This is a genomic window from Streptomyces vilmorinianum, assembly GCF_005517195.1.
In the GTDB taxonomy this organism is placed as follows: domain Bacteria; phylum Actinomycetota; class Actinomycetes; order Streptomycetales; family Streptomycetaceae; genus Streptomyces; species Streptomyces vilmorinianum.
Genome location: NZ_CP040244.1, coordinates 6,120,045 through 6,144,100 on the forward strand (window position 1 = coordinate 6,120,045; position 24,056 = coordinate 6,144,100).

Genomic DNA, 24,056 nt, shown 5'->3' on the forward strand with positions numbered 1-24,056 from the left:
TGGTCCTCCGTGGTACGGGACGTACGGGGTGGGGCTTTCGGAACGCGGGACCTACGCCGCGGCGAGCTTCGCGGCGGAGTCGGCGTCGACGCAGGCCTGGATCATCGCGTCCAGGTCGCCGTCGAGCACCTGGTCCAAGTTGTACGCCTTGAAGCCGACGCGGTGGTCCGAGATCCGGTTTTCCGGGTAGTTGTACGTCCGGATCTTCTCGGACCGGTCGACGGTACGGACCTGGCTGCGACGGGCGTCGGCGGCCTCGGCCTCGGCCTTCTCCTGGGCAGCGGCGAGCAGCCGGGAACGGAGGATACGCATGGCCTGCTCCTTGTTCTGGAGCTGGCTCTTCTCGTTCTGGCAGGAGGCGACGATGCCGGTCGGCAGGTGCGTGATGCGGACCGCGGAGTCGGTGGTGTTGACGGACTGCCCGCCGGGACCGGACGAGCGGTACACGTCGATGCGCAGGTCGTTCTGGTGGATCTCGACGTCGATCTCCTCGGCCTCGGGGGTCACGAGGACACCCGCCGCGGAGGTGTGGATCCGGCCGGCCGACTCGGTGGCGGGCACGCGCTGCACGCGGTGCACCCCGCCCTCGTACTTCAGCCGCGCCCAGACGCCCTGGCCGGGCTCGGTCGCGCCGTTGCCGCCCTTGGTCTTCACCGCGACCTGGACGTCCTTGTAGCCGCCGAGCTCGGACTCGGTGGAGTCGATGATCTCGGTCTTCCAGCCGACGCGCTCGGCGTAGCGCAGATACATCCGCAGCAGGTCGCCGGCGAAGAGGGCGGACTCGTCGCCGCCCGCGCCGGCCTTGATCTCCAGGATGACGTCCTTGTCGTCGCTGGGGTCGCGCGGGACGAGCAGCAGCCGCAGCTTGTCGGTGAGCTCCTCGCGCTGCTTCTCCAGCTCCTTGACCTCCTGAGCGAACTCGGCAGCATAGTCGGGGTCGTCGGCGGCCAGCTCCTTGGCCGTCTCGATGTCGTCAGCCGACTGCTTCCACGCCTTGTACGTGCCGATGATCGGGGTCAACTCCGCGTAACGCTTGTTGAGCTTGCGCGCGTTCGCCTGGTCGGAGTGGACCGAAGGGTCGGCGAGCTTCTTCTCGAGGTCGGCGTGCTCGCCGACCAGTTCCTCGACCGCTTCGAACATCGGGTGCTCCTGGTGATTGGTGAAGGGCTGCTGCGTGAAGACTGCGTAGGGACGGCAAAGCGCCGGTCCGGGTGCCCCGTGCGGGAGCGACCAAGGACCGGCGCAGTGACGTGCTACTTCTTGGCCGCAGCCTTGCCGAAGCGGGCCTCGAAGCGGGCGACACGGCCGCCGGTGTCGAGGATCTTCTGCTTGCCCGTGTAGAACGGGTGGCACTCGGAGCAGACCTCGGCACGGATGGTGCCGTCGGTGAGGGTGCTACGGGTGGTGAACGACGCGCCGCAGGTGCAGCTGACCTGGGTCTCGACGTACTCGGGGTGGATCTCGCGCTTCAAGGTGTCTCCTAGTTTCGGGAGGGCACCGGGTCGCCGCGCGGGATGCGCGTGCGTGAACCGGGGCCGACGTACCAGTCTGCCAGGACCGGCCGTATCTCCCAAAACCGGGTCCAGGGTGAAACTATTCCGGCGCCGCGCTCCGGACCTTCCCGCGCTGTTTCACGATGCCGTCGGCCTTGCCGGTGGCGGCGTCCTTCGTCGCGGAGGCGGGGATCGGCAGGTCCGCCTTGAGCGCCTGCCAGACCTGCCGGGACTGGGCTTCCAGCGGTATGACCCGGTTCGGGTCGGCGGGGTCGTACTCGACCGGCATGGTGATCATGTGGACGTCCTCGGCGCCGAGCCCGGAGAGTCCCCTGGCGAAGCTCATCAGCTCGTTCACGGAGTCGAGCTCGGAGTCGGGCGTGATGGCCTTGGTGGCGGTGTCGGCGATGTCCAGGAGCTTCTTGGGGTTGCCGAGGACGCCGACGTCCTTGACCTGGTCGATGAACGCCTTGATGAAGGCCTGCTGGAGCTGGATGCGGCCGAGGTCGCTGCCGTCACCGACGCTCTTGCGGGTGCGGACCAGGCCGAGGGACTGCTCGCCGTCGAGGGTGTGGGAGCCCGGGGCGAGGTCGAGGTGGCTCTTGGAGTCCTTGATGCGCTGGGTGGTGGTGATCTCCACGCCGCCGAGCTTGTCGATCAGCTTCTTGAAGCCGGTGAAGTCGACCTCGATGTAGTGGTCCATGCGGATGCCGGACATCGACTCGATCGTCTTCACGGCGCAGGCCGGGCCGCCGGCCTCGTACGCGGTGTTGAACATCGCCCGCTTCTCGCCGGCGACGGACGCGCCCTTCTCGTCGGTGCACTTCGGGCGCTCGACGAGGGTGTCGCGCGGGATGGAGACGACGCTCGCCTTCTTGTGGCCCTCGTAGACGTGGACGACCATCGCGGTGTCGGAGCGGGCGCCGCCCTCGTCCTTGCCGTACGCGCCGTTGTCGCCGGAGCGCGAGTCGGAGCCGAGGACGAGGATGTCCATCGAGCCGTTGTCGACGTTCTCGGGGCGGTCGTTGCCGAGCCGCGCGTTGATGTCGACGCCCTCGAGGTTGCCGTTGAGCTTGAAGTAGACGTAACCGAACCCGGTGCCGCCGGCCAGGACGAGCACGGCCGCGCTCCAGGCGGCGACGGCTCCCCAGCGGCGGCCCGTGGCGGGCCGCTTGCGGCGGCGGCCGTTGCCCCGTATTCGGCCGCCCTTGCTCTGCTCGGTCATCTGCTACCTCAGGTCCTCGGTTCACCTTATGTGACGGCGAAACACCCGAAAGGGTTGCATACGAGGCTGTGAGGTTTCGATGAGCGACGGACCGCTACGGTCCGAAACGCACCGCGCCCACCGTGCGGGGCACGGTGGGCGCGGTGGTTTACGCAGGTCACGACGGGATCACGGCCCGGAGGCCGGGATCCCCTCGTGTGACGGAGATCTCTCGTCAGTCGTTGTTGCCGGAGCCGGGGGTCGTCTTCTGGATCTGCAGAAGGAACTCGCCGTTCGACTTCGTCTGCTTCATCTTGTCGAGCAGGAGCTCGATCGCCTGCTGCTGGTCGAGCGCGTGCAGCACGCGGCGCAGCTTCCAGGTGACGGCGAGCTCGTCGCTGCCGAGCAGGATCTCTTCCTTACGCGTACCCGAGGCGTCGACGTCGACGGCCGGGAAGATGCGCTTGTCGGCGAGCTTCCGGTCGAGCTTGAGCTCCATGTTGCCGGTGCCCTTGAACTCCTCGAAGATCACCTCGTCCATGCGCGAGCCGGTGTCGACCAGCGCGGTGGCCAGGATGGTCAGCGAGCCGCCGTCCTCGATGTTGCGCGCGGCACCGAAGAAGCGCTTCGGCGGGTAGAGCGCGGTCGAGTCGACACCACCGGACAGGATGCGGCCGGAGGCGGGCGCCGCGAGGTTGTACGCGCGGCCCAGGCGGGTGATCGAGTCGAGCAGGACGACCACGTCGTGACCCAGCTCCACGAGACGCTTGGCGCGCTCGATGGCCAGCTCGGCGACCGTGGTGTGGTCCTCGGCCGGGCGGTCGAAGGTCGAGGAGATGACCTCGCCCTTGACCGACCGCTGCATGTCGGTGACCTCTTCCGGACGCTCGTCGACCAGGACGACCATCAGGTGGCACTCGGGGTTGTTGTGGGTGATCGCGTTGGCGATCGCCTGCATGATCATGGTCTTGCCGGTCTTCGGCGGGGCCACGATCAGGCCTCGCTGGCCCTTGCCGATCGGCGACACGAGGTCGATGATCCGCGTGGTCAGCACGCCCGGGTCGGTCTCCAGACGGAGCCGGTCCTGCGGGTAGAGCGGGGTCAGCTTGTTGAACTCCGGGCGGCCACGGCCGGATTCGGCGGCCATGCCGTTCGCGGAGTCCAGCCGGACCAGCGCGTTGAACTTCTCGCGGCGCTCGCCCTCCTTCGGCTGACGCACGGCGCCGGTGACGTGGTCACCCTTGCGCAGGCCGTTCTTGCGGACCTGGGCGAGGGAGACGTACACGTCGTTCGGGCCGGGCAGGTAGCCGGAGGTCCGGATGAACGCGTAGTTGTCGAGGATGTCCAGGATGCCCGCGACGGGGATCAGGACGTCGTCCTCGGAGACCTGCGGCTCGCCGGTCGCGAAGTCGTCACGGCCACGACGGCCACGACGGTCGCGGTAGCGGCCGCGACGGCCCCGGCGGCCGCCCTCGAAGTCGTCCTCGTCCTGCGGGCCGGCCTGCTGGCCGCCCTGCTGGCCCTGACGCTGCTGGCGCTGGCCGCCCTGGCCACCGCCCTGCTGCTCGTCGCCCTTGCCGCGGTCACGGCGGTCGCGCTGACGGTCGCCGCGGTCACGGCGGTCCCCGCGCTCGCCCCGCTCGCCGCGGTCACGGCGACCACGGCCCTCGGCGGTGTCGACGGCGCTCTCGCCCTTGGCCTCGGCGGCGTCGGTACGGGCCTCGGTGCGGGACTCCGCACGGGCCTCGACCTTGGTCTCGGTCTTCACGGCCTGCGCGGACTCGGCCTTGGCCTCGCCCTCGGGGCTGCCGGCGGGCGCGGTGGCCCGGCGGCGGCGGCGCTCGCCGACCGGCTGGTCGTCGCTGGCGGGCTGACCGGGAATGTCGATCTGCTGCTGGGCGACGGCCTTCTCGGCCTTCTCCGCCTTGGGGGCGGCGGTCTCGTCCGCCGTCTCGGCCGTACGGGCCTTGGAGGTGGCTCGGCGCTTCGGCTTGGTGTCAGCCGTGTCGGCGGCGGCCTTGGCGGGGGCGGAGCCCCCTCCGGCCTGCGCCTCCTTGATGACCTCGATCAGCTGGCTCTTGCGCATCCGCGCGGTGCCCCTGATGCCGAGGCCGGACGCGACCTGCTGCAGCTCGGCCAGGACCATGCCCTCGAGGCCGGTGCCGGAGCGGCGGCGCCGTGCGGTGGTGCCAGTGGCAGCACCTGCGGCGGGCGCGGCGGCGTCGACACTGTTGTCGGCAGTCACGCCCATCAGATCGGTGGTGTCGCTCACGAAGGGTCCTTCCCTGGAGCGGACGTCGGCCATCTGGCTCGGCGACCGGTTGTGCTGTCCGACGACGGTCCTGGCTTGTGGTCCGTGTCGGGGCGGTGGTCCCGCCGGGTACGGCGGAAGAGAAAAAACGTGCTGTGGGTCCGGCCCGAGGCCCCCTGCTCGGCCCTCACATGGGAAGAGCGAGGGGTGTCGTGCCGGTTCCGGAGCGTGCTCGAAACTGCTCAGGCAGGCTGCTCAGGCAGTTGGGGAGGCTCCCGGAAGAATGGGTGGTCCCTGATGGGGACACTCCGCACCGCGCCACAAAAACGTCGGGTGCAGACTTGAGGTTAACACTACCGGCTCCAACAAACATTCCCCCTCTCCATCACCGGCAATCCCGTGCCTCTAGGAAGCGAGCGGAAGAACACTCGCTCCGGACACGTCGAGGTCGAGCCGGTTCGCGGCCCATCCCTCTCCCGCCAGCCGGGCGACCTTGTCGGCCGTCCCGTGTTCGGCCAGCGCGAGCACCGTGGGGCCCGCGCCGGAGATGACCGCGGGGACTCCGTCCGCCCGCAGTCGGTTCACAAGGGCGATGCTCTCGGGCATCGCGGGAGCCCGGTACTCCTGGTGCAGCCGGTCCTCGGTGGCCGCGAGCAGCAGCTCGGGGCGGCGCGTCAGCGCCTCCACCAGGAGCGCGGCCCGCCCGGCGTTGGCCGCGGCGTCGACGTGCGGGACGGTGCGCGGCAGCAGACCGCGGGCGGTCTCGGTCAGTACGGGCTTTCCGGGGACGAAAACCACCGGAACGATGGAATCCGAGGGATCCATCCTGATCGCCCGCGCGGCACCGGACTCTGTCCAGGCGAGCGTGAAGCCGCCGAGCAGACAGGCGGCGACGTTGTCGGGGTGCCCCTCGATCTCGGTGGCGAGCTCGAGCAGGGCGGCCTCGTCGAGGCGGGCGTCGCCGCCTATGGTCACGGCGCGGGCGGCGACGATGCCGGCGCAGATGGCGGCGGAGGAGGAGCCGAGGCCGCGGCCGTGCGGGATGCGGTTGGCGCAGACGACCTCGAGGCCGCGCGGCTGTCCGCCGAGCAGGTCGAAGGCCGTGCGCAGGGAGCGTACGAGCAGGTGGCTCTCGTCGCGCGGGAGCGTGTCGGCGCCCTCACCGGCGATGTCGATGTGCAGCCCGGAGTCGGCGACCCGGACGACGACGTCGTCGTAGAGACCCAGCGACAGGCCGAAGGCGTCGAAGCCCGGGCCGAGGTTGGCGCTGGTGGCGGGAACGCGCACCCGTACGGCGGCGGCGCGGAACGCGGGACCGGCCATCGCTCGATGACTCTCCTTGACTCTGACTACGGGGTTTTCAAGAGAAGTACGCAAGACCCGGGGGCCGCGTCTGCCTCGGGGGCGACAACGGCAACGACACCGCGCATATGCAACGGGGCGGGTTCGGTACAGCCTATCGAAGGAAGGTTCTGTGGCGACATAGGGCGCACAGGAGGCGCACGATGCGTGTCGCGAGCCTTCCTGTGCGCCTATGTACGTTCCTGATCGGGTTTCACCCGGGGGGCGATCCCTGATCAGGTGGGGTGAATCAGGCCAGACCGAGACGCTCGGCGGCGGCCGCGGCGTCGACCGGGACGGTGACCGGCTGGGGCGCTCCGGCGACCGCCCAGTCGGGGTCCTTCAGGCCGTTGCCGGTGACGGTGCAGACGATCCGCTGGCCCGGGTCGACCTTGCCCTGCTCGGCGGCCTTCAGCAGGCCGGCCACGGACGCGGCGGAGGCGGGCTCGACGAAGACGCCCTCCTGCGCGGCCAACAGCCGGTAGGCGCGCAGGATCTCACGGTCCGTCACCTCGTCGATGAAGCCGCCGGACTCGTCCCGCGCGGCGATCGCGTAGTCCCAGGAGGCCGGGTTGCCGATGCGGATCGCGGTGGCGATGGTCGACGGGTCCTTGACGACCTCGCCGCGCACGAGCGGCGCCGAACCGGAGGCCTGGAAGCCCCACATGCGCGGGCGGTGCGTGGACATGCCGTCCGCGGCGTACTCGGTGTACCCCTTCCAGTACGCCGTGATGTTGCCGGCGTTGCCCACGGGCAGGACGTGGATGTCGGGGGCGTCGCCCAGCATGTCCACGATCTCGAACGCGGCGGTCTTCTGGCCCTCGATACGGACCGGGTTGACCGAATTGACCAGCGCGACGGGGTAGTTGTCCGAGAGCGCGCGGGCCAGGTCCAGACAGTCGTCGAAGTTGCCGTCGACCTGGAGGATCTTCGCGCCGTGCACGAGGGCCTGCCCCATCTTGCCGAGCGCGATCTTGCCCTGCGGCACGAGGACGGCGGAGACCATGCCGGCGCGTACCGCGTAAGCCGCCGCGGACGCCGAGGTGTTGCCGGTGGAGGCGCAGATGACGGCCTGCGCGCCTTCCTCCTTGGCCTTGGAGATGGCCATGGTCATGCCGCGGTCCTTGAAGGAACCGGTGGGGTTGGCGCCCTCGACCTTGAGGTGCACCTCGCAGCCCGTGCGCTCGGAGAGGACCTGAGCGGGAACGAGCGGCGTACCACCCTCACGGAGCGTGACGACCGGTGTCGCGTCCGTGACCGGAAGGCGGTCCCGGTACTCCTCGATGATGCCGCGCCACTGGTGGGTGCCCTTGCTGGTCATGGGTCCTTACTCCCCTTCAACACGCATGATGCTGGCGACACCGCGCACGGTGTCGAGCTTGCGCAGCGCCTCGACGGTCCCGGAGAGGGCGGCGTCGGGCGCGCGGTGGGTGACGACGACGAGAGAGGCCTCGCCGCCGCCGTCGGGTCGACCTTGCTGGCGCACCGTATCGATGGATACGCCGTGCTCGGCGAAGACCGTCGCGACCTGGGCGAGCACGCCAGGCTTGTCGGCCACGTCGAGGCTGATGTGGTACCGCGTCACGACCTCGCCCATGGGGCTCACGGGCAGCTGGGTGTACGCGGACTCGCCGGGGCCGGTGGCCTCGTTGAGCTTGTTGCGGCACACGGCGACGAGGTCGCCGAGGACGGCCGAGGCGGTCGGAGCGCCGCCGGCGCCGGGGCCGTAGAACATGAGCCGGCCGGCGGCCTCGGCCTCGACGAAGACCGCGTTGTAGGCCTCGCGGACGGAGGCGAGCGGGTGGCTCAGCGGGATCATCGCGGGGTGCACGCGCGCGGTGACGGACTCGCCGTCGGCGGAGCGCTCGCAGATGGCGAGCAGCTTGATGGTGCAGCCCATGCGCTTGGCGGAGGCGAAGTCGGCGGCGGTGACCTCGGTCATGCCCTCGCGGTAGACGTCGTCGAGACGTACGCGCGTGTGGAAGGCGATCCCGGCGAGGATGGCGGCCTTGGCGGCGGCGTCGAAGCCCTCGACGTCGGCGGTCGGGTCGGCCTCGGCGTACCCGAGCGCGGTGGCCTCGTCGAGCGCCTCGGAGTATCCGGCGCCGGAGGTGTCCATCTTGTCGAGGATGAAGTTCGTCGTGCCGTTGACGATGCCCATCACGCGGTTGATCTTGTCGCCGGCGAGGGACTCGCGCAGCGGCCGGATGAGCGGGATGGCGCCCGCGACGGCGGCCTCGTAGTACAGGTCCTGGCCGTGCTGGTCGGCGGAGGCGTAGAGGTTCGCGCCGTCCTGGGCGAGGAGCGCCTTGTTGGCGGAGACGACCGAGACGCCGTGCTCGAAGGCGGTGGTGATGAGGGTGCGGGCCGGCTCGACACCGCCGATGACCTCGACGACGACGTCGATGTCGCCCCGTTTGACCAGGGCGGTGGCGTCGGTGGTGATCAGCTCCGCGGGGATGCCCTCACGGACCTTGTCGGGGCGGCGGACGGCCACGCCGGCGAGCTCGACCGGGGCGCCGATGCGCGCGGCGAGGTCGTCGGCGTGCGTCGTCATGATGCGCGCCACCTCTGAGCCGACCACACCACAGCCCAGCAGCGCCACCTTCAGCGGACGCGTACGCATCATCCGACCTCGTTTCTCGTACTACTTCGTATCTCTACGGTTGGACCAGTCTCCTTCACCGGACGAGGGTTTCTGCCCCTCGTCCGGATCCTGAGACGCTTATTTCGTCACCCGACATCGAGACGCAGGAGATCTTCCTCCGTCTCACGCCGGACGATCACCCGCGCCTCGCCGTCGCTGACGGCGACGACGGGCGGGCGCAGTGCGTGGTTGTAGTTGCTGGCCATGGAGCGGCAGTACGCGCCGGTGGCCGGGACGGCGATGAGGTCGCCGGGCGCCAGGTCGGACGGCAGGAACGCGTCCTTGACGACGATGTCCCCGCTCTCGCAGTGCTTGCCGACGACGCGCGAGAGCATCGGCTCGGCGTCACTCGTCCGCGACACCAGGGAGACGCTGTACTCGGCGTCGTACAGCGCGGTGCGGATGTTGTCCGACATGCCGCCGTCGACGCTGACGTACGTCCGCAGCCCTTCGAGGGGCTTGACGGTGCCGACCCGGTAGAGGGTGAAGGCGGTGGGCCCGACGATGGCGCGGCCGGGCTCGACGGAGATGCGGGGCGTGCGCAGGCCGGCGGCCTCGCACTCGCGCGTCACGATCTCGGTGAGGGCCTTGGCGATGTGGTGCGGCTCACGGGGGTCGTCGTCGGAGGTGTACGCGATGCCGAGGCCGCCGCCGAGGTCGATCTCGGGCAGCTCGACGCCGTGCTCGTCGCGTACCTCGGCGAGCAGCTGGACCACACGCCGGGCGGAGACCTCGAAGCCGGCCATGTCGAAGATCTGGGACCCGATGTGCGAGTGGATCCCGATGAGCTCGAGCCCGTCGAGCCTGAGGGCCCGCCGCACCGCTTCGGCGGCCTGGCCTCCGGCGAGGGCGATGCCGAACTTCTGGTCCTCGTGGGCGGTGGCGATGAACTCGTGCGTGTGCGCCTCGACGCCGACCGTGACGCGGATCTGGACCCGCTGCCGCTTGCCGAGGGACTCGGCGATGTGGGCGACGCGGACGATCTCCTGGAAGGAGTCGAGGACGATGCGCCCGACCCCGACGCTCACCGCCCTGCGAATCTCGTCCTCACTCTTGTTGTTCCCGTGGAAGGCGATGCGCTCGGCGGGCATGCCGGCGTCGAGGGCGGTGGTGAGCTCGCCACCGGAACACACGTCGAGGTTGAGCCCCTCCTCCTTGAGCCACCGCACGATGGCCCGGGAGAGAAAGGCCTTGCCCGCGTAGAACACGTCCGCGTCGCTGCCGAAGGCGTCGGCCCAGGCTCGGCAGCGGGCGCGGAAGTCGCTCTCGTCGAGGAAGTAGGCGGGGGTCCCGAACTCCTCGGCGAGCTCGTCGACGCCCCGGCCCCCGACGGTCACGACGCCCTGCGCGTTCCGCTCGACGGTGCGGGCCCAGACCTTGGGGTCGAGGCGGTTGAGGTCGGCGGGCGGGGCGGAGTAGTGCCCCTCGGGGAGGACGTCGGCGTGACGGGGCCCGGCGGGGTGGGCGGAACGGCTCATGTCTGCATCTTTCACATCTGGTCGGGAGCACTGATGCCGAGCAGGGACAGGCCACCGGCGAGCACCACCCCGGCGGCTTCGGCGAGCGCCAGCCGGGAGCGGTGGGCGGCCGAGGGTTTCTCGTCGCCGAGGGGCAGGACCGTGTGCTGGAAGTCGAGCAGCGCGTCGGCGGTGGCTTCGAGGTGCCGGGCGACCCGGTCGGGGGCGCGGAGGCGGGCGGCGGAGGCCAGGACGGCGGGGTGATCGCCGAGGGCGCGGGTGAGCGCTTCGGCGTCCTCGATGTGATGGCCGGGTCGGCTGTCGAACCCCATCTGCCGGGCGTTCCGTACGAGGGCGCGGGTACGGGAGTGGGCGTACTGGACCCTGAACAGGGGGTTGCCCTCGCTCTGGCGGAGAAGCTCGTCGCCGAGCTTGGCCCGGTCGTGCGCGGCGGCGGAGAGGAGCCCCCAGCGCGCGGCGTCCCGCCCGAGCCGGCGGAGCAGCTCGGACGCGGTGTACGGGACGGGGAGGGGCGTGATGTCGGCGGGGACGCGGTCGCGGGCGCCCTGGGCCTCGACCCGTACGCCGAGCTGGGCCCATGCGGGGTCGGCGGCGTCCTCGCAGGAGGTCTCGCAGGAGGCGCGGACGAAGTCCCCCTGGAAGAGGAGGATGCGCCGTACGGCGTCGGCGGTGACGGCGGCCCGGACGTCGGCGCGGTAGCTCGGCTGGGCGGTCTGCCCGGTGGGGGGCCGGCGGCCGTAGTCGGGGCCGGCGAGGAGGACGGCGCGTACGAGCTCCTGCTGTCCGTCGGCGAGGAGGGTGAAGTTGAGGAACCCGGGCGAGGTGACGTCGACGCGCTCGAGACCGGGGTGGTCGAGCAGCCGCTGCCGGAGCACCTCGGCGACGTGAAGGGGCGGATGCCCGGCGGCCCGGGCGAGGCTGAGCGCGATGCTGCTGGCGTAGTCCCCGCGCCCGCCGGGCCGGGGCCGCTCGACCTTGACGTGCTGGGGAACGGCGACCCGCAGCGCACCCTCGTCGACCGCACGGCGCACGGCGTGCTGCACGGTGAGGGAGAGGTCCGCGGGGGTCACGGGACAAGCGTATGGGAGAAGGGGGGTGGGAACGCGAACCGGTTTCGCGATGCGGTCACCCTGACCTCTGCCCTGACCCCTGCCCTGACCCCGGCCCTGGCCCCGGCCTCGCTCAGTGGGACCCGCTCGGACTCCCGGCGCGCCCGACCCCACGTCTGCCGTCGACGCCCGACGGCCCCTCCTGTCCGTCGCGCCGCTCTCCCCGCTCCCGCCCATCACGGTGCATGAGCTGCCGCACGACCCGTACGAGCTCGGTGGGCTCGAAGGGCTTGGCCAGAAACGCGTCGACCCCGGCGGCGACGCCGCTGTCCATCTCGTACTGCGTACAGGCACTGACGATCGCGACGGGCACGTGACTGGTCCGCGGATCGGACCGCAGTCTCTCCGCGGTACGCAACCCGTCCAGCCGGGGCATGACGACGTCGAGGGTGACGACATCAGGACAGACCTGATGCACGACATCCAGACACTCGGCACCATCGGCCGCGGTCACGACCTCGAAGCCCTCAAGCTCGAGATTGACCCTGATCAACTGCCGGATCACCCGGTTGTCATCGACAACGAGCACCCGCCCGGACACGCCTGACACACGACGAGAGTAGGTCGCCGGAAGAGGCTGCGTCCGGGTTTTGCCCACTTCCGACCCGTGAGGGGGAACGAGGGGTCGGTGACTCGACGGAAATACCTGTTCACAGGCACGGCTCGGATGCTGGTAGGGTTCTACCCGTCGCCGCCGAACGCGGCGGACGCCCCCGTAGCTCAGGGGATAGAGCAACGGCCTCCGGAGCCGTGTGCGCAGGTTCGAATCCTGCCGGGGGCACTTCCGGAAAGAGGGTCTGACCTACGGAAACGCTGGTCAGGCCCTTTCTCGTACATGCCAAAACGTAAACGGTCTTTCGACCGTTGCTCTCTTCGGCGGTCATGGCGCGCCGGACGCTGGGCCCGGTGTGGTCGGCTCGCGGGTTCTCGCAGGTCAAAGCCGATGCGCCGGACGCCCAGACGTCACACCCACCCGTCCAAGGTGACCTCTGAGAGCGCCGCGGGCGACCGTCGCTCAGCAGTGCGGAATTCGCGTGTGACCTGCCCGGACGCCCGGGAAACGTAAGCGGTCTGGTGGGTCGTTTCCGTCACAGAACCACAGTGTGCAGCAGGAGCCACGTGAGTAACTCTGGTCCTTAGCGACGCAGACATCCCAACATCGAGGGGGTGAACGCGCAGCAGAACAGGGATCTCCCTCCTGCCAAGGTGGCTGAAGGAGGAGAGACCCCTTCCACGATCGCGTCCCCCTTGACCACGACGCGCCCGCCGCTGTGGTCACCGCGGCCAGACGGGATCCGGCTCGATGTTCCAGCCTTCGATGAGCCCCCACAACTCCCGCCGGGTGCGGGGAAGGGCCATGGTCAGAGCCCGACCCAGCATCTCGCGGCTCTTCAGGCAGGGCTCGATGAACGTGTAGTGAGCAGTGTCCTCAAGGTATCCGCCCGGGCTCTCCAAGAGGGCCTCGACAAAGGCGAAGCAGCGGGTGAGGAAGTCGCCGTCCCGGCCCTCGGCGAGCGCGGGCAGGAACAGCGGGTAAGCGAGTACCTCGGACAGCAGGGTGCCCGGGTGGGTGTTGAGCTGCTCCCAGTGGGAGACGTCGGCGACGCGCAGGTCGTGCCGCTCAGCCGCGACCTCGACGTACGGGAGCACCTCGGGCAGGTGCCGCAACAGGGTCGTGTACAGGTTGTCACTCGTGATGGGGCGCATCGTGGGGTACTCCGAGGAAGGCGATGGCGGGGGCCGCCGGACGGGGAATCGCTCCCCGTCCGGCGGCCCGGGGTCACGCTACTTCCCTGACGACATAGCAGTCACCGAAGAAGACGCAGTCCGCGCCCTGTCCGGCGGGGATCATGTCGAACGGGTCGGTGATGCCTTCGGCCGCACGTTTCGACGCCTCCTTGAGGCCGTAATTGTAGACGTCGACGGGGAACCCGGCCACGGCGGCGGCACTGCCCACGACGCCGAAGCCCTTGGCGAAGCCGCGTCCCTGGACGGCCTCGCCGCTGGGCGCAGCCCGCTGCGGGGCCTTGGGGTGCAGGTTCGGCGGGACGGCGAACTTCTGACCGGTGACCTCGCTCATCGACTCCGCCGCGATGACGGTCTTGAGGAGGTTGGTCATGGTCTTCTCCAGCACCGGGTTGTCCTTGACCCGTTTGGTGACGGCCCCGGTCACGTCGTCGGAGTTGAGGGCCGTCCACAACTCCTTGGCGTTGTCCATCGCCACCTTGCGGTCGGCGTCCGAGAGGATGCCCTTGCCGTCCTTGACCTTCGCCTTGCGGTCGTCCTCCAACAGGTCGCGCAGGCCGCCGAGTTTGGCCATGGCCTTCTCGATGTGCCACTTCTCGCCCTTGCCGCCGAAGGGCTTGCCCTCGTTCAGCTCCTCGATGAGCGCGGTCCCGGTCTTGCCGTCGCCCTTGACGTCCTTGTCGGCGACCGACTCGCGGATGTACAGCTCCTCCACGATGTCCTTGAGGCGCTGGTTCTCCACCTTCGGCATATGGGCCCGGGGTTTGTCCATGCCCGGATTCGCGTTCTTCTTCGGCTTGCCCGGCTTGCTCGGCTTGGGCTTGTAGCGGCCTCCCTCGCAGGTCGTCGGGTTCTTGTTGCACCAGTCGCGTTCGTCCGGGTCGTACTTGCCCGACGGATCGCTGCGGCGCAGCGGATTGTTGTGACCGTAGGCGTAACCGCTCAGCTGTTGCGGGTCCTTGAGGTCCATGAGGGGGTCCCCGCTGACGAACCGGCCCAGGGCCGGGTCGTATTCGCGGGCCCCGAGGTGCGTCAGGCCCGTCGTGTCCTGGGTGCCGCCGACGAATCCCCGGTCCGTGGGCCACGCTCCGGTCGCGTTGCCCCTGAGTCCTCCGAAGGGCAGGGTCCGTCGCTGGACGAGGGCCTGGGTGTCGGCCCTGATCGACAGTTCGCCGGTGCCGTGGTGGTCGGCGACGACGAAGGAGACCGAGCCGTCGTCCTGTCGGACCGCGGTGGCGCCGCCCAGGTCATAGCTGCGGCGGGCCGTGGTCTTCCCCGTCGCCTTGGTCCAGGTGACCTCCTGAGCGCCGAGGTAGAGGGTGGTCGTGCCGGCCTGGCGGCGCAGCAGGCGCATGCCGTCGGCGTCGTACAGGTATTCGCTGGTACCGGTGGCGTCCGCCACCGAGGCCAGGTTGCCCTCGGTGTCCCAGTTCAGGGTCTGGACGCTCTTGCCCGCGAGGCCTCGGGTGCCGGTGTTGCCACCGCCGTCGTACGTGTACGTGTCGGTTCCCGTGACCGCGCCGGTGGAGACCACCGACGTCAGTGTGTTGGGCTGGTTCTTCCCGTTCTCGTCATAGCGGTGGGTGCGCCGGGTGTCGGCGCCGGGGCCGCCGCCCGCCGGGTCGTGGATCGTCTCCGTGTCGCGGTTGCCGCCGATGGTGTACGTGTACGAGTGCCAGTACCGGGCCGGTCCGCCGAGCGCGGTGGTGCCCGGGTCGGCGGAGCAGTCGCCCTGTGGGGTCCAGGCCTCCGTCAACCGCTGGAGATGGTCGTAGCGGTAGCACTGCCGGTCCGTCCCGGACCGGGAGGTGTCGGTGACGGAGGTGACGTTCCCGGACGGATCGTAAGCGTATGTGGCGGCGCGGTCGACGCCCGAGATCCCCTCGCGGTCCGTGCGGCTGGAGGCCAGCCGCTGGGTGCCAGCCTCGTAGGTGTTGCTGACCCAGGTCTTCTTGCCGCCTGTGGACAGCTCCAGTTGCAGGGGCTTGCCCGTGTGGGTGTAGGTGACCCCCGTCAGGTAGGTGGACAGGCCCTCGATCGCGACGAGGCGCTGCAGCGCGTCGTAGGTAGGGGTGACCACCTCGGCGGGCAGCGAGCCGGCCGCCGGGAGGCTCGACGATTTCAAGGTGCCGTCGAGGTTGTAGGTGGTGTTGACCTGGTGGGTGGTGCCGCCCAGCCCGGGCTCGGCACTCGGGATGCTCAGCGTGGTGCGCAGAGGCCGGTACAGGTTGTCGTACGCGTTGATCGTCCGCGTGTACTTGGTTCCGCCCGCGCCGCCCACGTAGCGGGTCGACGAGGTGAGGTAGCCCTTGCGGAGCGTGTCGAAGGTCCAGGACGCCAGCAGCGTGCCGGTCGGTGAGTTCTCCCGGGTCTCGGTGTGCCGGCCGAGGCCGTCGTAGACGAACGCGATCGTCTTCTTGCGGCCGGTGTCGGTGGTGGTGGTGACCCGATCCCGGTCGTCGTAGGTGATCGAGGTGCCGCCCGAGTCGGGGTCGGCGGAGGAGGTCTGGCGACCCAGCAGGTCGTAGCCGTAGCGGCGGACCGTCTTGTCGGGGGTGGTGACCTTGGTGATCCGGCCGCCCCGGTCGTACTCGTAGGCCGTGCTGTCGTACGCGCCGGTGGGTGCGGAGCCCTTGAACTCGCGCAGTTCGGTGGTGTTGCCGGCGGCGTCGAGCACCGTCTCGGTCGGGGTGGAGCCCGCGGGCGGGTCCACGGTCACGACGTCGGCGCTGTAGGAGGTGGTGGTGCGGCTGAGCTCGGTGCCCTCACCGTTGCCCCGCAGGGTGCGGGTCATGGTGTTCCGGCCCAGGCCGTCGTACTGGTGGACGGTCTGGGTGTCGATGTCGCCCTGCGCGGTGACGCCGAAGAGCGTCGGCTCCGGGGCGCCGAGAGCGTAGTAGGGGGCGAAGACGCGTTCGACGAGGCCGCGCTCGTCGTAGAAGGTGTCGTCGATCAGGCGTCCGCCGTCGGGGCCCGCGGACTGCGACTGGCGGGGCCGCAGCCAGCCGTCGTACAGGATGTACGAGGTGATCTGACTGCCGTCGTTGGCGAGCTTCTTGGCTCCGATCGCGGCGATCTTGCCCTCGGCGATCCGGTAGGTGTACTCGAGGCTCGGGGTGGGGCTCGACCCCTTGGGCCGGTTGGCCAGCCAGGCCTTGGTGAGCCGGCCGAGGGCGTCATACTCGACCTCGCTGCGCTTGCCGTTGGCGTCGACGGTGGCAGTCGTGAGCGAGCGGACCGGGTCGAACTCGGTGGTGACGGTCTGGGTGGTCGCGGCGTTGCCCACGACGGCCGCCGGTCCTGTGACCTTGACGGTGCCCGGGGCGGTGGTGGTCGCGGCGGTGAACACCGTTGTGGTGGTGGACCCACCGGGCGCCGTGGTGGAGGTGATGCGGCCGAAGCCGTCGTGGGCGTTGTCGGTGGCCCGGTAGCGCGGGGTCGTCCCGGCCCAGCCGGTCAGTTCCTCCTGTCGAGTGACCAGACCCCGGGTGGGGGCCGCGCCGAACGCGAGCTTGTCGTAGGTGTTCCGCTTCCGGGCCAGGACGTGCGCCGGATAGGTCACCGGCGTCCCGCAGGCCACGTCGAGGACCTCGACCTGCTTGGGCAGGGCAAGAATCCAGGCCGTCGTGTTGTCCGCGTACTGGGTGGTGGTGCACTCCTCGTCGCCGGTGGTGGGCTCGCCAAGGTCGGTGACGGCGGTGGCCCGGCCATACCCGTCGAACTCGGTGCGCACTCCGGTCTCCCGGTACGTGCCGTCTCGCTTGCGGTCCCAGGTGCGTGTGGCCCCGGTGCCGGTCAGGTTGGCGGTGACGGTGCCCCAGTCACGTACCCGCTTGGCGGTCTCCTTGCGCCACGGGGTGTTCACCACCCGGGACTCGACCGCGCCGGTGGGACCGTCGTACGTGGCGGTCCGATACTCGAAGCCCTGGTGGGCCTCATGGTCGACGAGGGTGCCGCCGGCACCGTCCGGGACGCTGATCTCCTTGGTGCCGCCGTCCGGGCCCTTGCGGTCTCCGTCCATGCCGCGCAGGAACCAGTGCTCGGACTTGGCACGCATCCCGTCCCAGCCACCGGCCTCCACGACGACCCGGCCGTAGCCGTTCCACTGCGACCAGGTCTTGTGCTTCTCCTTGGTCAGGCCGTCGTCATCGGCCCAATGCCAGGCCGCGCCGTCGAGGTAGGAGTAGCGGGTCACCATGTCGTCGGCGCCGCCGGTGCGGTCGGTCGCGGTGACCTGCATGACGACATACTTGTTGAACCACTCGCGGACCGGGTCGGCCGCGCCTGGCGGCTGCCAGTACTGCGGGAAACAGCGGGTGGCGTTGGTCTCCGGGGTCGGCAGCGCGTCGAAGGAGCAGTCGGGCGCGGAGTACGCCACGTCCAGGGAACCGCCGGACTCGTCGGAGATGTTGGAAAGCCGGTACTTGATGAACGGGGCGATGCCGTCGCCCAGCCGGTCGAGCCGGTTGGGGTCCTGCCGGTAGCCGAAGGTGACCGAGGGCAGCGCGATCGGGGTCGTGCCGGACAGCCCGGTGTGCCGCACGGAGGTCAGCAGCAGCGACCGGTCGATGTCCGCGTCGCCCCAGGCATGGGAAAGCTGCCAGGCGTCGGCGCCCGCATAGCTCCCGGACGGCTGGAGGATCTGCGTGGTGATCTTCGTCAGGCGCTTGCGGGTCCAGAAGCTCGGGGTGAAGCGCCCCTTGTCACAGTCGGTGGCGCTCGCGCAGTTCAGGTACCACGGCGTGTCCTCCCACCGGTTCGGGTTCGTCTCGATCTCGCCGGAATCGCAGGCACCGGGGGCCGTGTCGAGGCAGCGCTCGGCATTGACGAAGTCGATCCGGCCGGTGGCCTTGGCGGTCAGCATGGTGTCGGACCGCTGGCCGTACTCGATGTGGTGCAGGGTGCCGCCCCGCTCGTAGGGCGTGTCGTCGGCGGCGACCCGGTTACGGCCATAGGAGTTGGTCTCCGGCGTGTACCAGTACGACATGGCGTTGCCGTTGGTGTCGACGACGTAGTCCAGGTTCCACCGCCAGGCCTGACGGCACCAGGACGCGGCGAACGTGGCCTTGTTGCAGGGCTCGCCCGTGTTGTTGCCGAAGACCGGGACCGTCCAGGTGGACTTGGTCTCGGGCTTCCCCGAGGCCCAGCCGGGCAGATGGTTCCGGCCGAAGAAGTACTGGAGACCGTCGGTGGTGGTCACCTTCCAGTACTCGCCGTCGTCGTCGCGGTTCCCGGTGGTGGCCGCGTCCCGCAGGCGCTGGACCAGGGTGCCGTCGTCGTTGCGGATCCGCCAGGTGTCCGCGCCGGTCGGGATCAGTTCGCCGGCACGCCCGTTGAAGGAGATCGTGGCGTTGTCGTAGCCCCAGCACAGGTCACCGGGGGCATCGTCCTTGCTCCACGTTCCGTCCTCCGAGCATGCCTTGTAGCGCCGCTCGATGAATCCGGTGTTCATGTCGAAGCCGGCGCCGACCCACGAACCCTGGTTGTTGGTCGCGGAGGTCTGCCCGTCCACGCTGCCCGAGGAGTAGTCCAGAGCCAGCTTGGGCACCAGCCCGCCTGGCACGGTCGGTGGGGCGAGCGGGTACGACCAGGAGAAGTCGCCGGTCTGCAGGCTCGTCTGCCATGCCGCCGACGAGGACAGCGGCGTGGCCCCGTAGTCGCCGCCGACGGTCCCGGAATCCGAGCCGGCTGCGACGGCGGCGAGCACCATCGGGGCGCCGGCGGACTTGAGTGGCACCCCGGTCGCGGAGAGCGAGTGCCGCTCGGTGTCGTTGCCACCCGGCAGGGGTACGCCTTCGCGGCACGCGGACCGCTGGGGGGTGGTGAGTGCGCAGGCGGGCAGCGAGACCAGCCTCAGGCTCTGCCCGTAGCCGCCGCCGAAGGCCTCGCCGAACGAGGAGTAGTCGACGGTGACGTCGACGCGGCCGGTGGTGCCGGACGTTCCGGTCAGGGACAGGAGCAGGCCGTCGATGCCGGCGGCCCGGGCCTGTTCGGACGTGTGGACGCGGACGGCGGCGGTGCCGGGACCGGTCGAGCCGGCTCCGGGAGTGCGGCGCAGGCCGACCGGCAGGCCCGGGGCGGCGACGGCGTCCGGCCTCGCGGCGGAGAGCAGCGGGGCGGTGGAGCGGGACCGGCCGAGGATGGCGCCGGCGATCACGCCCTGTGCGCTCGTCGGACCGTCGAGGTGGACGGTGGCCGAGCCGGCCCGCGGGAGTTCGTCGCGCGCGGCACGCCGCGGTCCGGTCGGCAGACCGGAGCCGCGCCGGGACTCGATGCCCTGGGCGCGGCCCGCGACGGGCTTGTCCGTGTCGATCGTGCCGGGACGGTCGGTGCCGGCCGGCAGGGCTGTGGCGGGCGCCGCCTGTATGAGCGAGCCCGCCATCAAGGCGGCCGCCGCCAGGGCGACATACCGGTGGATACGGGCCGCTCGGGGCAGCCTCGTGGGTCTGGACAACCCGGTGGTTCCTTTCGTGGTGCCGTAACGGGTCCGGCCCCGGACGCCGAGGAGTGGTGCCGTCGGCGTCCGGGGCCGGGAGTGCGGAATCAGGGCCGTGCGGAAGGGGCCTGGTCGGGTGAGGGGGCGACTGAGTCAGGGCCCCGGGACGGTTCCCAGCTCCTCGCCATTGCCGAGCTTGGCGATCTGCGCGTCTCCGGCGACACCGGAGAACACCCAGACGTCGTCGATGACGCCAGGCCAGTACTCGCCGAGGACGCCGTTCTCCTTGTTCCGGCCGAACTGGAGGGACTTCGTCGCCTGGAACGTCCTGACGTTGCCCCGCCAGGAAGTGGCCGCCTCGACCTGCTCCAGCCGGCCGTTGACGTAGAGCCTGATCTCGTCGGCGAAGGCGTCGTAGACGACAGCGAGATGGTCCCAGTCGAAATCACTCTGGAAGGCGCTGTGGCCGACGACGGGTCGTGACGCGCCCGCCGCGTCCGCCGTCGGAACCTCCAGCTGGTAGCCGCCGCTGTTGGCGGGATCGGCCGGATCGGGTGCGTACCGGACGGTGAAGGCGCTGTTGTAGGCGCCTTCACCGGACAGGACGGTCACCTTCTTCTGCGGGCGGGAGGCGGTGTTCACCCAGGCGGTCGCGGTGAAGCTGTCCCGTGTGTTCACGGGCATCGAGGCGGTTGCCGCGTAGTCGTCGACACCATCGAGGACCAGGCCGCCGGCGCCGACCCAGCCGAGACCGGGAGTGACGGCCGCCTGGCCGCCGAGCACGGCGGGGCGCTTGCCCGGGCTGTCATCAGCGGCTGCCGGCGGAGTGCCCGCCGCGTCGTTGAACGTCCAGCGGCCCTTGACCTGCGGGTGCTGCTTGAACAGGTCGCCGGCCTCCTCCGGGGCGATCACCCGGTCGTACAGCCGGACGTCGTCGATCTGCCCCTTGAAGAACGAGCCGGGCTTGCCGCCGTAGGAACCGGCCCCGACCATCACCGGGCCGGTGGCGTCGATCGGCGTGGCGGTGTACGCCACCTGGGAGACCAGGGCTCCGTCGACGAACAGCCGCAGTTGCTTGGCGGTCGCGTCGTACACGCCGACCAGGTGGTGCCACTCATCGCCGGGGAAGACCTGCTCGGCCGGCGGCTTGCCGAGGTTGGCCATCGCCCGAGTGCCCTGTGCGTCGGCGGTGTCGGTGTTGTACCGGTTGAACATCCAGCGGCGGTAGTAGCCCGAGTAGTACAGCTCGAAGCCGCTCTTCTGCGTGGCCGCCTGGGTGGCGATGATCTGCGCCGCGCCGGACTCCGTCTCCGGGAGTCGAGCCCACGCTGAGACAGAGAAGCTCCGCAGCGTGTTCAGCTGCGGCCCAGTGGTGCTCGCGTACGAGGCGGCCGGAGCACTCAGGTCAAGAGCACCGCCGACCGGGCCGCGTGCGCCGAAGGTCGCGGATTCCTTGAGGGTGAGCGGGTGAACGGGGCTGGAACCCGCGATGACGGAGGATCCGGCCGCGTCGTCGAAGTGCCAGACGGCCTTGGCCGGACGCCCCGTAGTGACGGTCCGGCCCTGCGCCAGCAGCGTCACATCGGAGGTGCCGAGCGCGCGGTCGAAGACGGCGGTCTCGTCGACGGCGCCGTTGACGAGGTCCACGTATCTCCCGTTGTACTTCGCCCGGCCGATCTGGAGCGGGCCGGCCGCGTACCACGGGGTGGTGATGGGGGAGCTGCCCTGAAGGACGCCGTTGACGTACAGGCGGTACTCCTTGGCCGCACTGTCGCGGACCGCGACCAGGTGCGTCCAGACTCCGGTCTCCGGCGCGGCGGTCGAGAGCACCTGCTGGGTGGAGAACACGGCTCCCGCGCCCTCCTTGGTGGGGGCGCGCAGGGCCCAGCGCTGCGTGTACCCCTCATAGCCGAGGTAGAACCCGGCGTGGCTGGAGCCGTCGGCGCTCACCACGGTCTGGGTGCCGGTGAGCGCGTCGAGGCGGGCCCAGGTGGAGACGGTGAAGTCGCCGTCGGACGCGATGAGGTTCGGGCCGGCCTCGACGGCGGCATCGGTTCCGTTGAGCCGGACCGCTGAGCCCGCGGTGCCCGGTTCGCCGAGGACGGCTCCGCCGACGGGCGCGGCGGGCCGGGCACCGCCGGTCCCCGGGTCAGCGGTCGCGCCGGCCGCCGGGTCGAGGCTCCAGGCCGCCCTTTCGGGTTGACCGGCGGAGACCCTGAAGGTGTAGGTCCCGATGGTGCTGGCGTTGTTGTTGGCGTCCCATGCCTTGACGTAGAGGTGGTTCACACCGACGCGGGTCGGCATCAGGTCGACGGTGACCGGACCGCCGGGCGTCGCGGGCTTGCGCTCGTTGGCAGCGCTCGGCTCCGCGTTCAGGCCGAACTGGTACTTGGCCACATCCGAGGCGATGGAGTCGATGGTGAACCGACCGTACCGGCCGACCCCGTCGAGCCAGGGATCGAGCGGATTGGAGGAGTCGGGCAGAGGGTACTGCTGCGAGGTGACGGTCGGAGCCTCGGGGACCTTGGAGTCGTAGGTGAGGTAACACCCGGTCTGGTCGTCGCCCTCGTAGCTCCACGGGCCCCAGAGCCGGTTGTCAGACGTCCTCACGCTCCACGCGGCGGTCTTGTTCTGCGGGATCGTGGACGGCAGGGTGATCGTGAACGACGAGCCGGAGGCCTTGGGTCCTATCCGGCCGGAACTCCAGTGTGTCTTCCACCCGTCACCGGCGTCCCAGTCGACCTTGAACTCGGCGTAGACCTGGTCGTTGTCCGGGTCGGTGAGTACCGCGGTCGCCTTGGGGATGACGTTGACCGGCTTGGCGGCCAGGGTGCAGGCGCCTCCCGGGCTCATGGTCAGCTGGCTCTGCTTCGGTCGTTGCGGCGGGTTGTTGTACTCCACCCGCAGGAAGGCGGCCGAGGAGAACCGCTTCCACATCTGCTCGGCGTTCTCGTTCGGCGCCTTCAGACCGAAGGTGAGCGAGGTCTGCTTGTTCGCCGCGGCCCACACGACCGCGTCCTTCGCGTTGAACTCGACATCACCGTCGGGGCAGGAGGCCGTCGCGCCCTTGGCCGCCCACACCGTCGGCATCTGGTCGATCCAGAAACCGGAGGCCGTCGTGGTGTTCCAGGTCGTCGACTTGGTGAGCGGCTTGGTCCGCCAGAACTCGACCGGCTGCTTGGTGCAGTTGTAGGCGTGGGTCTCGCGGACCACGAACTCGGCGCTGTCGATGCTCTTGCCGGCGAAGCTGGTCACCGGCACTTGGTAGAGCAGGCGCTTGGCGTCGTTCGGGGCGCACTGCATGCCGGTGAAGTTCGGCGGGCAGAAGCCGAGGCCCGCATCGTACTTGCCGTCGAACTGGTAGAAGGACGAGCTCGGATACGCGCGGGAGACCATCGCCCAGCCGGTGGCTCGTGGCGACTTCCAGGTCGGGTCGATGAAGACCGGGTAGCGGGTGTCGGCCCCCTGGAGCAGGGCGGTGTCCGGGGTCAGCTCCACGGCCCCGGAACCGACGGTCGCACCGACCGGGGCGATCCGTGAACTCTCGGCCGGGCCGTCGAGCAGTTCGGGGTCCACGGGGCCGGCTTCCGCCGGCGCGGTGGAGTCGGACTCGGCGGTCCGGGCGGCGGCTGCCTTGTTCGTCGTGTCAGGGGCTGCCGAGGTGTCGAACGATTGCCTTCCGGAGTCCCACATCGTGGGGCGGCGGGCCTCGAAGGCGACGCCGCCGGCCTGGGCGTCGACCGCCTCCAGACCGCCCTCCTGCGTGCCGCGGACCGTCAGGCCCTTGCCGGAGACGGGCATCCGTAGCTTGGCCAGGCGGGGATCGGCGGCGGCCTTCGCGTTCTTGACCACGAGGACCTGGGAGAAGCCGTCGGCGTCGGCGGACACTCGCAGATCGATGTCGGGCAGCACGTCGGGGTAGGTGGCCGAGGATCCGGAGAGCACCGGGGCGGGCAGGGAACCCGGCCAGTCCAGCGCCAGTTCACGGCCGGCCCGGTTCATCCGGACCAGCGGACCGGTGCCACCGCCGGAGAAGACGATGTCCGTGGCAGTGGCCACGGGTGCGAGACCCCCGTCCGGTCGGGCGCGGAGGGTCGTGTCGATGTCCACCCAGGTACCGCCCTTGCGGGTGCGCACCGGTTGCAGGTGGGTGATTTCAGTGAGGGTGCCGCCTGGATTGGCGTACACCTCTCGGGTCGGGCCGCGTTCGGTCTCGACCTCGACGCGCTCACCGGTCCGTTTGGCCTCGTCCCTGGCACGCGATACGGCGTCAGCGGGGGACCCGGCGGAGGCGGGCGGGATACTTGAATTCGCCAAAGCGGCGCCGCGGGGAGTCGTCGCCGCGCCGACA

Annotated in this window: 13 protein-coding genes and 1 tRNA gene; 1 reads left to right on the forward strand and 13 read right to left on the reverse strand. The window is 70.2% G+C overall.

Going from position 1 to position 24,056, the window contains the following annotated elements:
* Positions 1-51: 51 nt before the first annotated feature.
* The 10 genes from prfA to FDM97_RS28295 form a co-directional block, all read right to left on the reverse strand.
* Positions 52-1,140, reverse strand: a complete 1,089-nt coding sequence (gene prfA, locus FDM97_RS28250; protein WP_137993329.1) for a peptide chain release factor 1 — start codon at positions 1,138-1,140, stop codon at positions 52-54.
* Positions 1,141-1,253: 113 nt separating this feature from the next.
* Positions 1,254-1,472 carry a 50S ribosomal protein L31 gene (gene rpmE / locus FDM97_RS28255; RefSeq protein ID WP_137993330.1) on the reverse strand — a complete coding sequence of 73 codons (219 nt, stop codon included), beginning with the start codon at positions 1,470-1,472 and terminating at the stop codon, positions 1,254-1,256.
* 121 nt (positions 1,473-1,593) lie between these two features.
* A complete protein-coding gene (locus FDM97_RS28260; protein WP_137993331.1) occupies positions 1,594-2,718 on the reverse strand; it encodes an LCP family protein in 1,125 nt (374 codons plus the stop codon).
* Between the two features lie 214 nt (positions 2,719-2,932).
* Positions 2,933-4,969 carry a transcription termination factor Rho gene (gene rho / locus FDM97_RS28265; RefSeq protein WP_284440303.1) on the reverse strand — a complete coding sequence of 679 codons (2,037 nt, stop codon included), beginning with the start codon at positions 4,967-4,969 and terminating at the stop codon, positions 2,933-2,935.
* Between the two features lie 384 nt (positions 4,970-5,353).
* Entirely contained in the window at positions 5,354-6,271 is a 918-nt protein-coding gene (thrB, locus tag FDM97_RS28270) for a homoserine kinase (protein WP_137993333.1), read from the reverse strand.
* Between the two features lie 268 nt (positions 6,272-6,539).
* A complete protein-coding gene (gene thrC, locus FDM97_RS28275; RefSeq protein WP_137993334.1) occupies positions 6,540-7,610 on the reverse strand; it encodes a threonine synthase in 1,071 nt (356 codons plus the stop codon).
* Positions 7,611-7,616: 6 nt separating this feature from the next.
* Positions 7,617-8,915 (reverse strand): homoserine dehydrogenase, encoded by a 1,299-nt coding sequence (locus tag FDM97_RS28280; RefSeq protein WP_137995073.1) that lies wholly within the window; start codon positions 8,913-8,915, stop codon positions 7,617-7,619.
* 107 nt (positions 8,916-9,022) lie between these two features.
* Positions 9,023-10,414 (reverse strand): diaminopimelate decarboxylase, encoded by a 1,392-nt coding sequence (gene lysA, locus FDM97_RS28285; RefSeq protein WP_137993335.1) that lies wholly within the window; start codon positions 10,412-10,414, stop codon positions 9,023-9,025.
* 11 nt (positions 10,415-10,425) lie between these two features.
* Complete coding sequence (nrtL, locus tag FDM97_RS28290; protein ID WP_137993336.1) at positions 10,426-11,484, reverse strand: ArgS-related anticodon-binding protein NrtL; 1,059 nt, start codon at positions 11,482-11,484, stop codon at positions 10,426-10,428.
* Positions 11,485-11,596: 112 nt separating this feature from the next.
* Complete coding sequence (locus FDM97_RS28295) at positions 11,597-12,121, reverse strand: response regulator (RefSeq protein ID WP_137993337.1); 525 nt, start codon at positions 12,119-12,121, stop codon at positions 11,597-11,599.
* 111 nt (positions 12,122-12,232) lie between these two features.
* Here FDM97_RS28295 and FDM97_RS28300 point away from each other — a divergent pair.
* Positions 12,233-12,304, forward strand: a tRNA-Arg gene (locus FDM97_RS28300).
* A 494-nt stretch (positions 12,305-12,798) separates the two neighbouring features.
* Here the strand turns inward: FDM97_RS28300 and FDM97_RS28305 are convergent.
* The 3 genes from FDM97_RS28305 to FDM97_RS28315 form a co-directional block, all read right to left on the reverse strand.
* A complete protein-coding gene (locus FDM97_RS28305) occupies positions 12,799-13,230 on the reverse strand; it encodes a hypothetical protein (RefSeq protein ID WP_137993338.1) in 432 nt (143 codons plus the stop codon).
* A 73-nt stretch (positions 13,231-13,303) separates the two neighbouring features.
* On the reverse strand, positions 13,304-19,723 hold the full coding sequence (locus tag FDM97_RS28310; RefSeq protein ID WP_137993339.1) for an RHS repeat domain-containing protein: 6,420 nt from the start codon (positions 19,721-19,723) through the stop codon (positions 13,304-13,306).
* Positions 19,724-19,858: 135 nt separating this feature from the next.
* Positions 19,859-23,764 carry a LamG domain-containing protein gene (locus FDM97_RS28315; RefSeq protein WP_175439265.1) on the reverse strand — a complete coding sequence of 1,302 codons (3,906 nt, stop codon included), beginning with the start codon at positions 23,762-23,764 and terminating at the stop codon, positions 19,859-19,861.
* Positions 23,765-24,056: the final 292 nt, after the last annotated feature.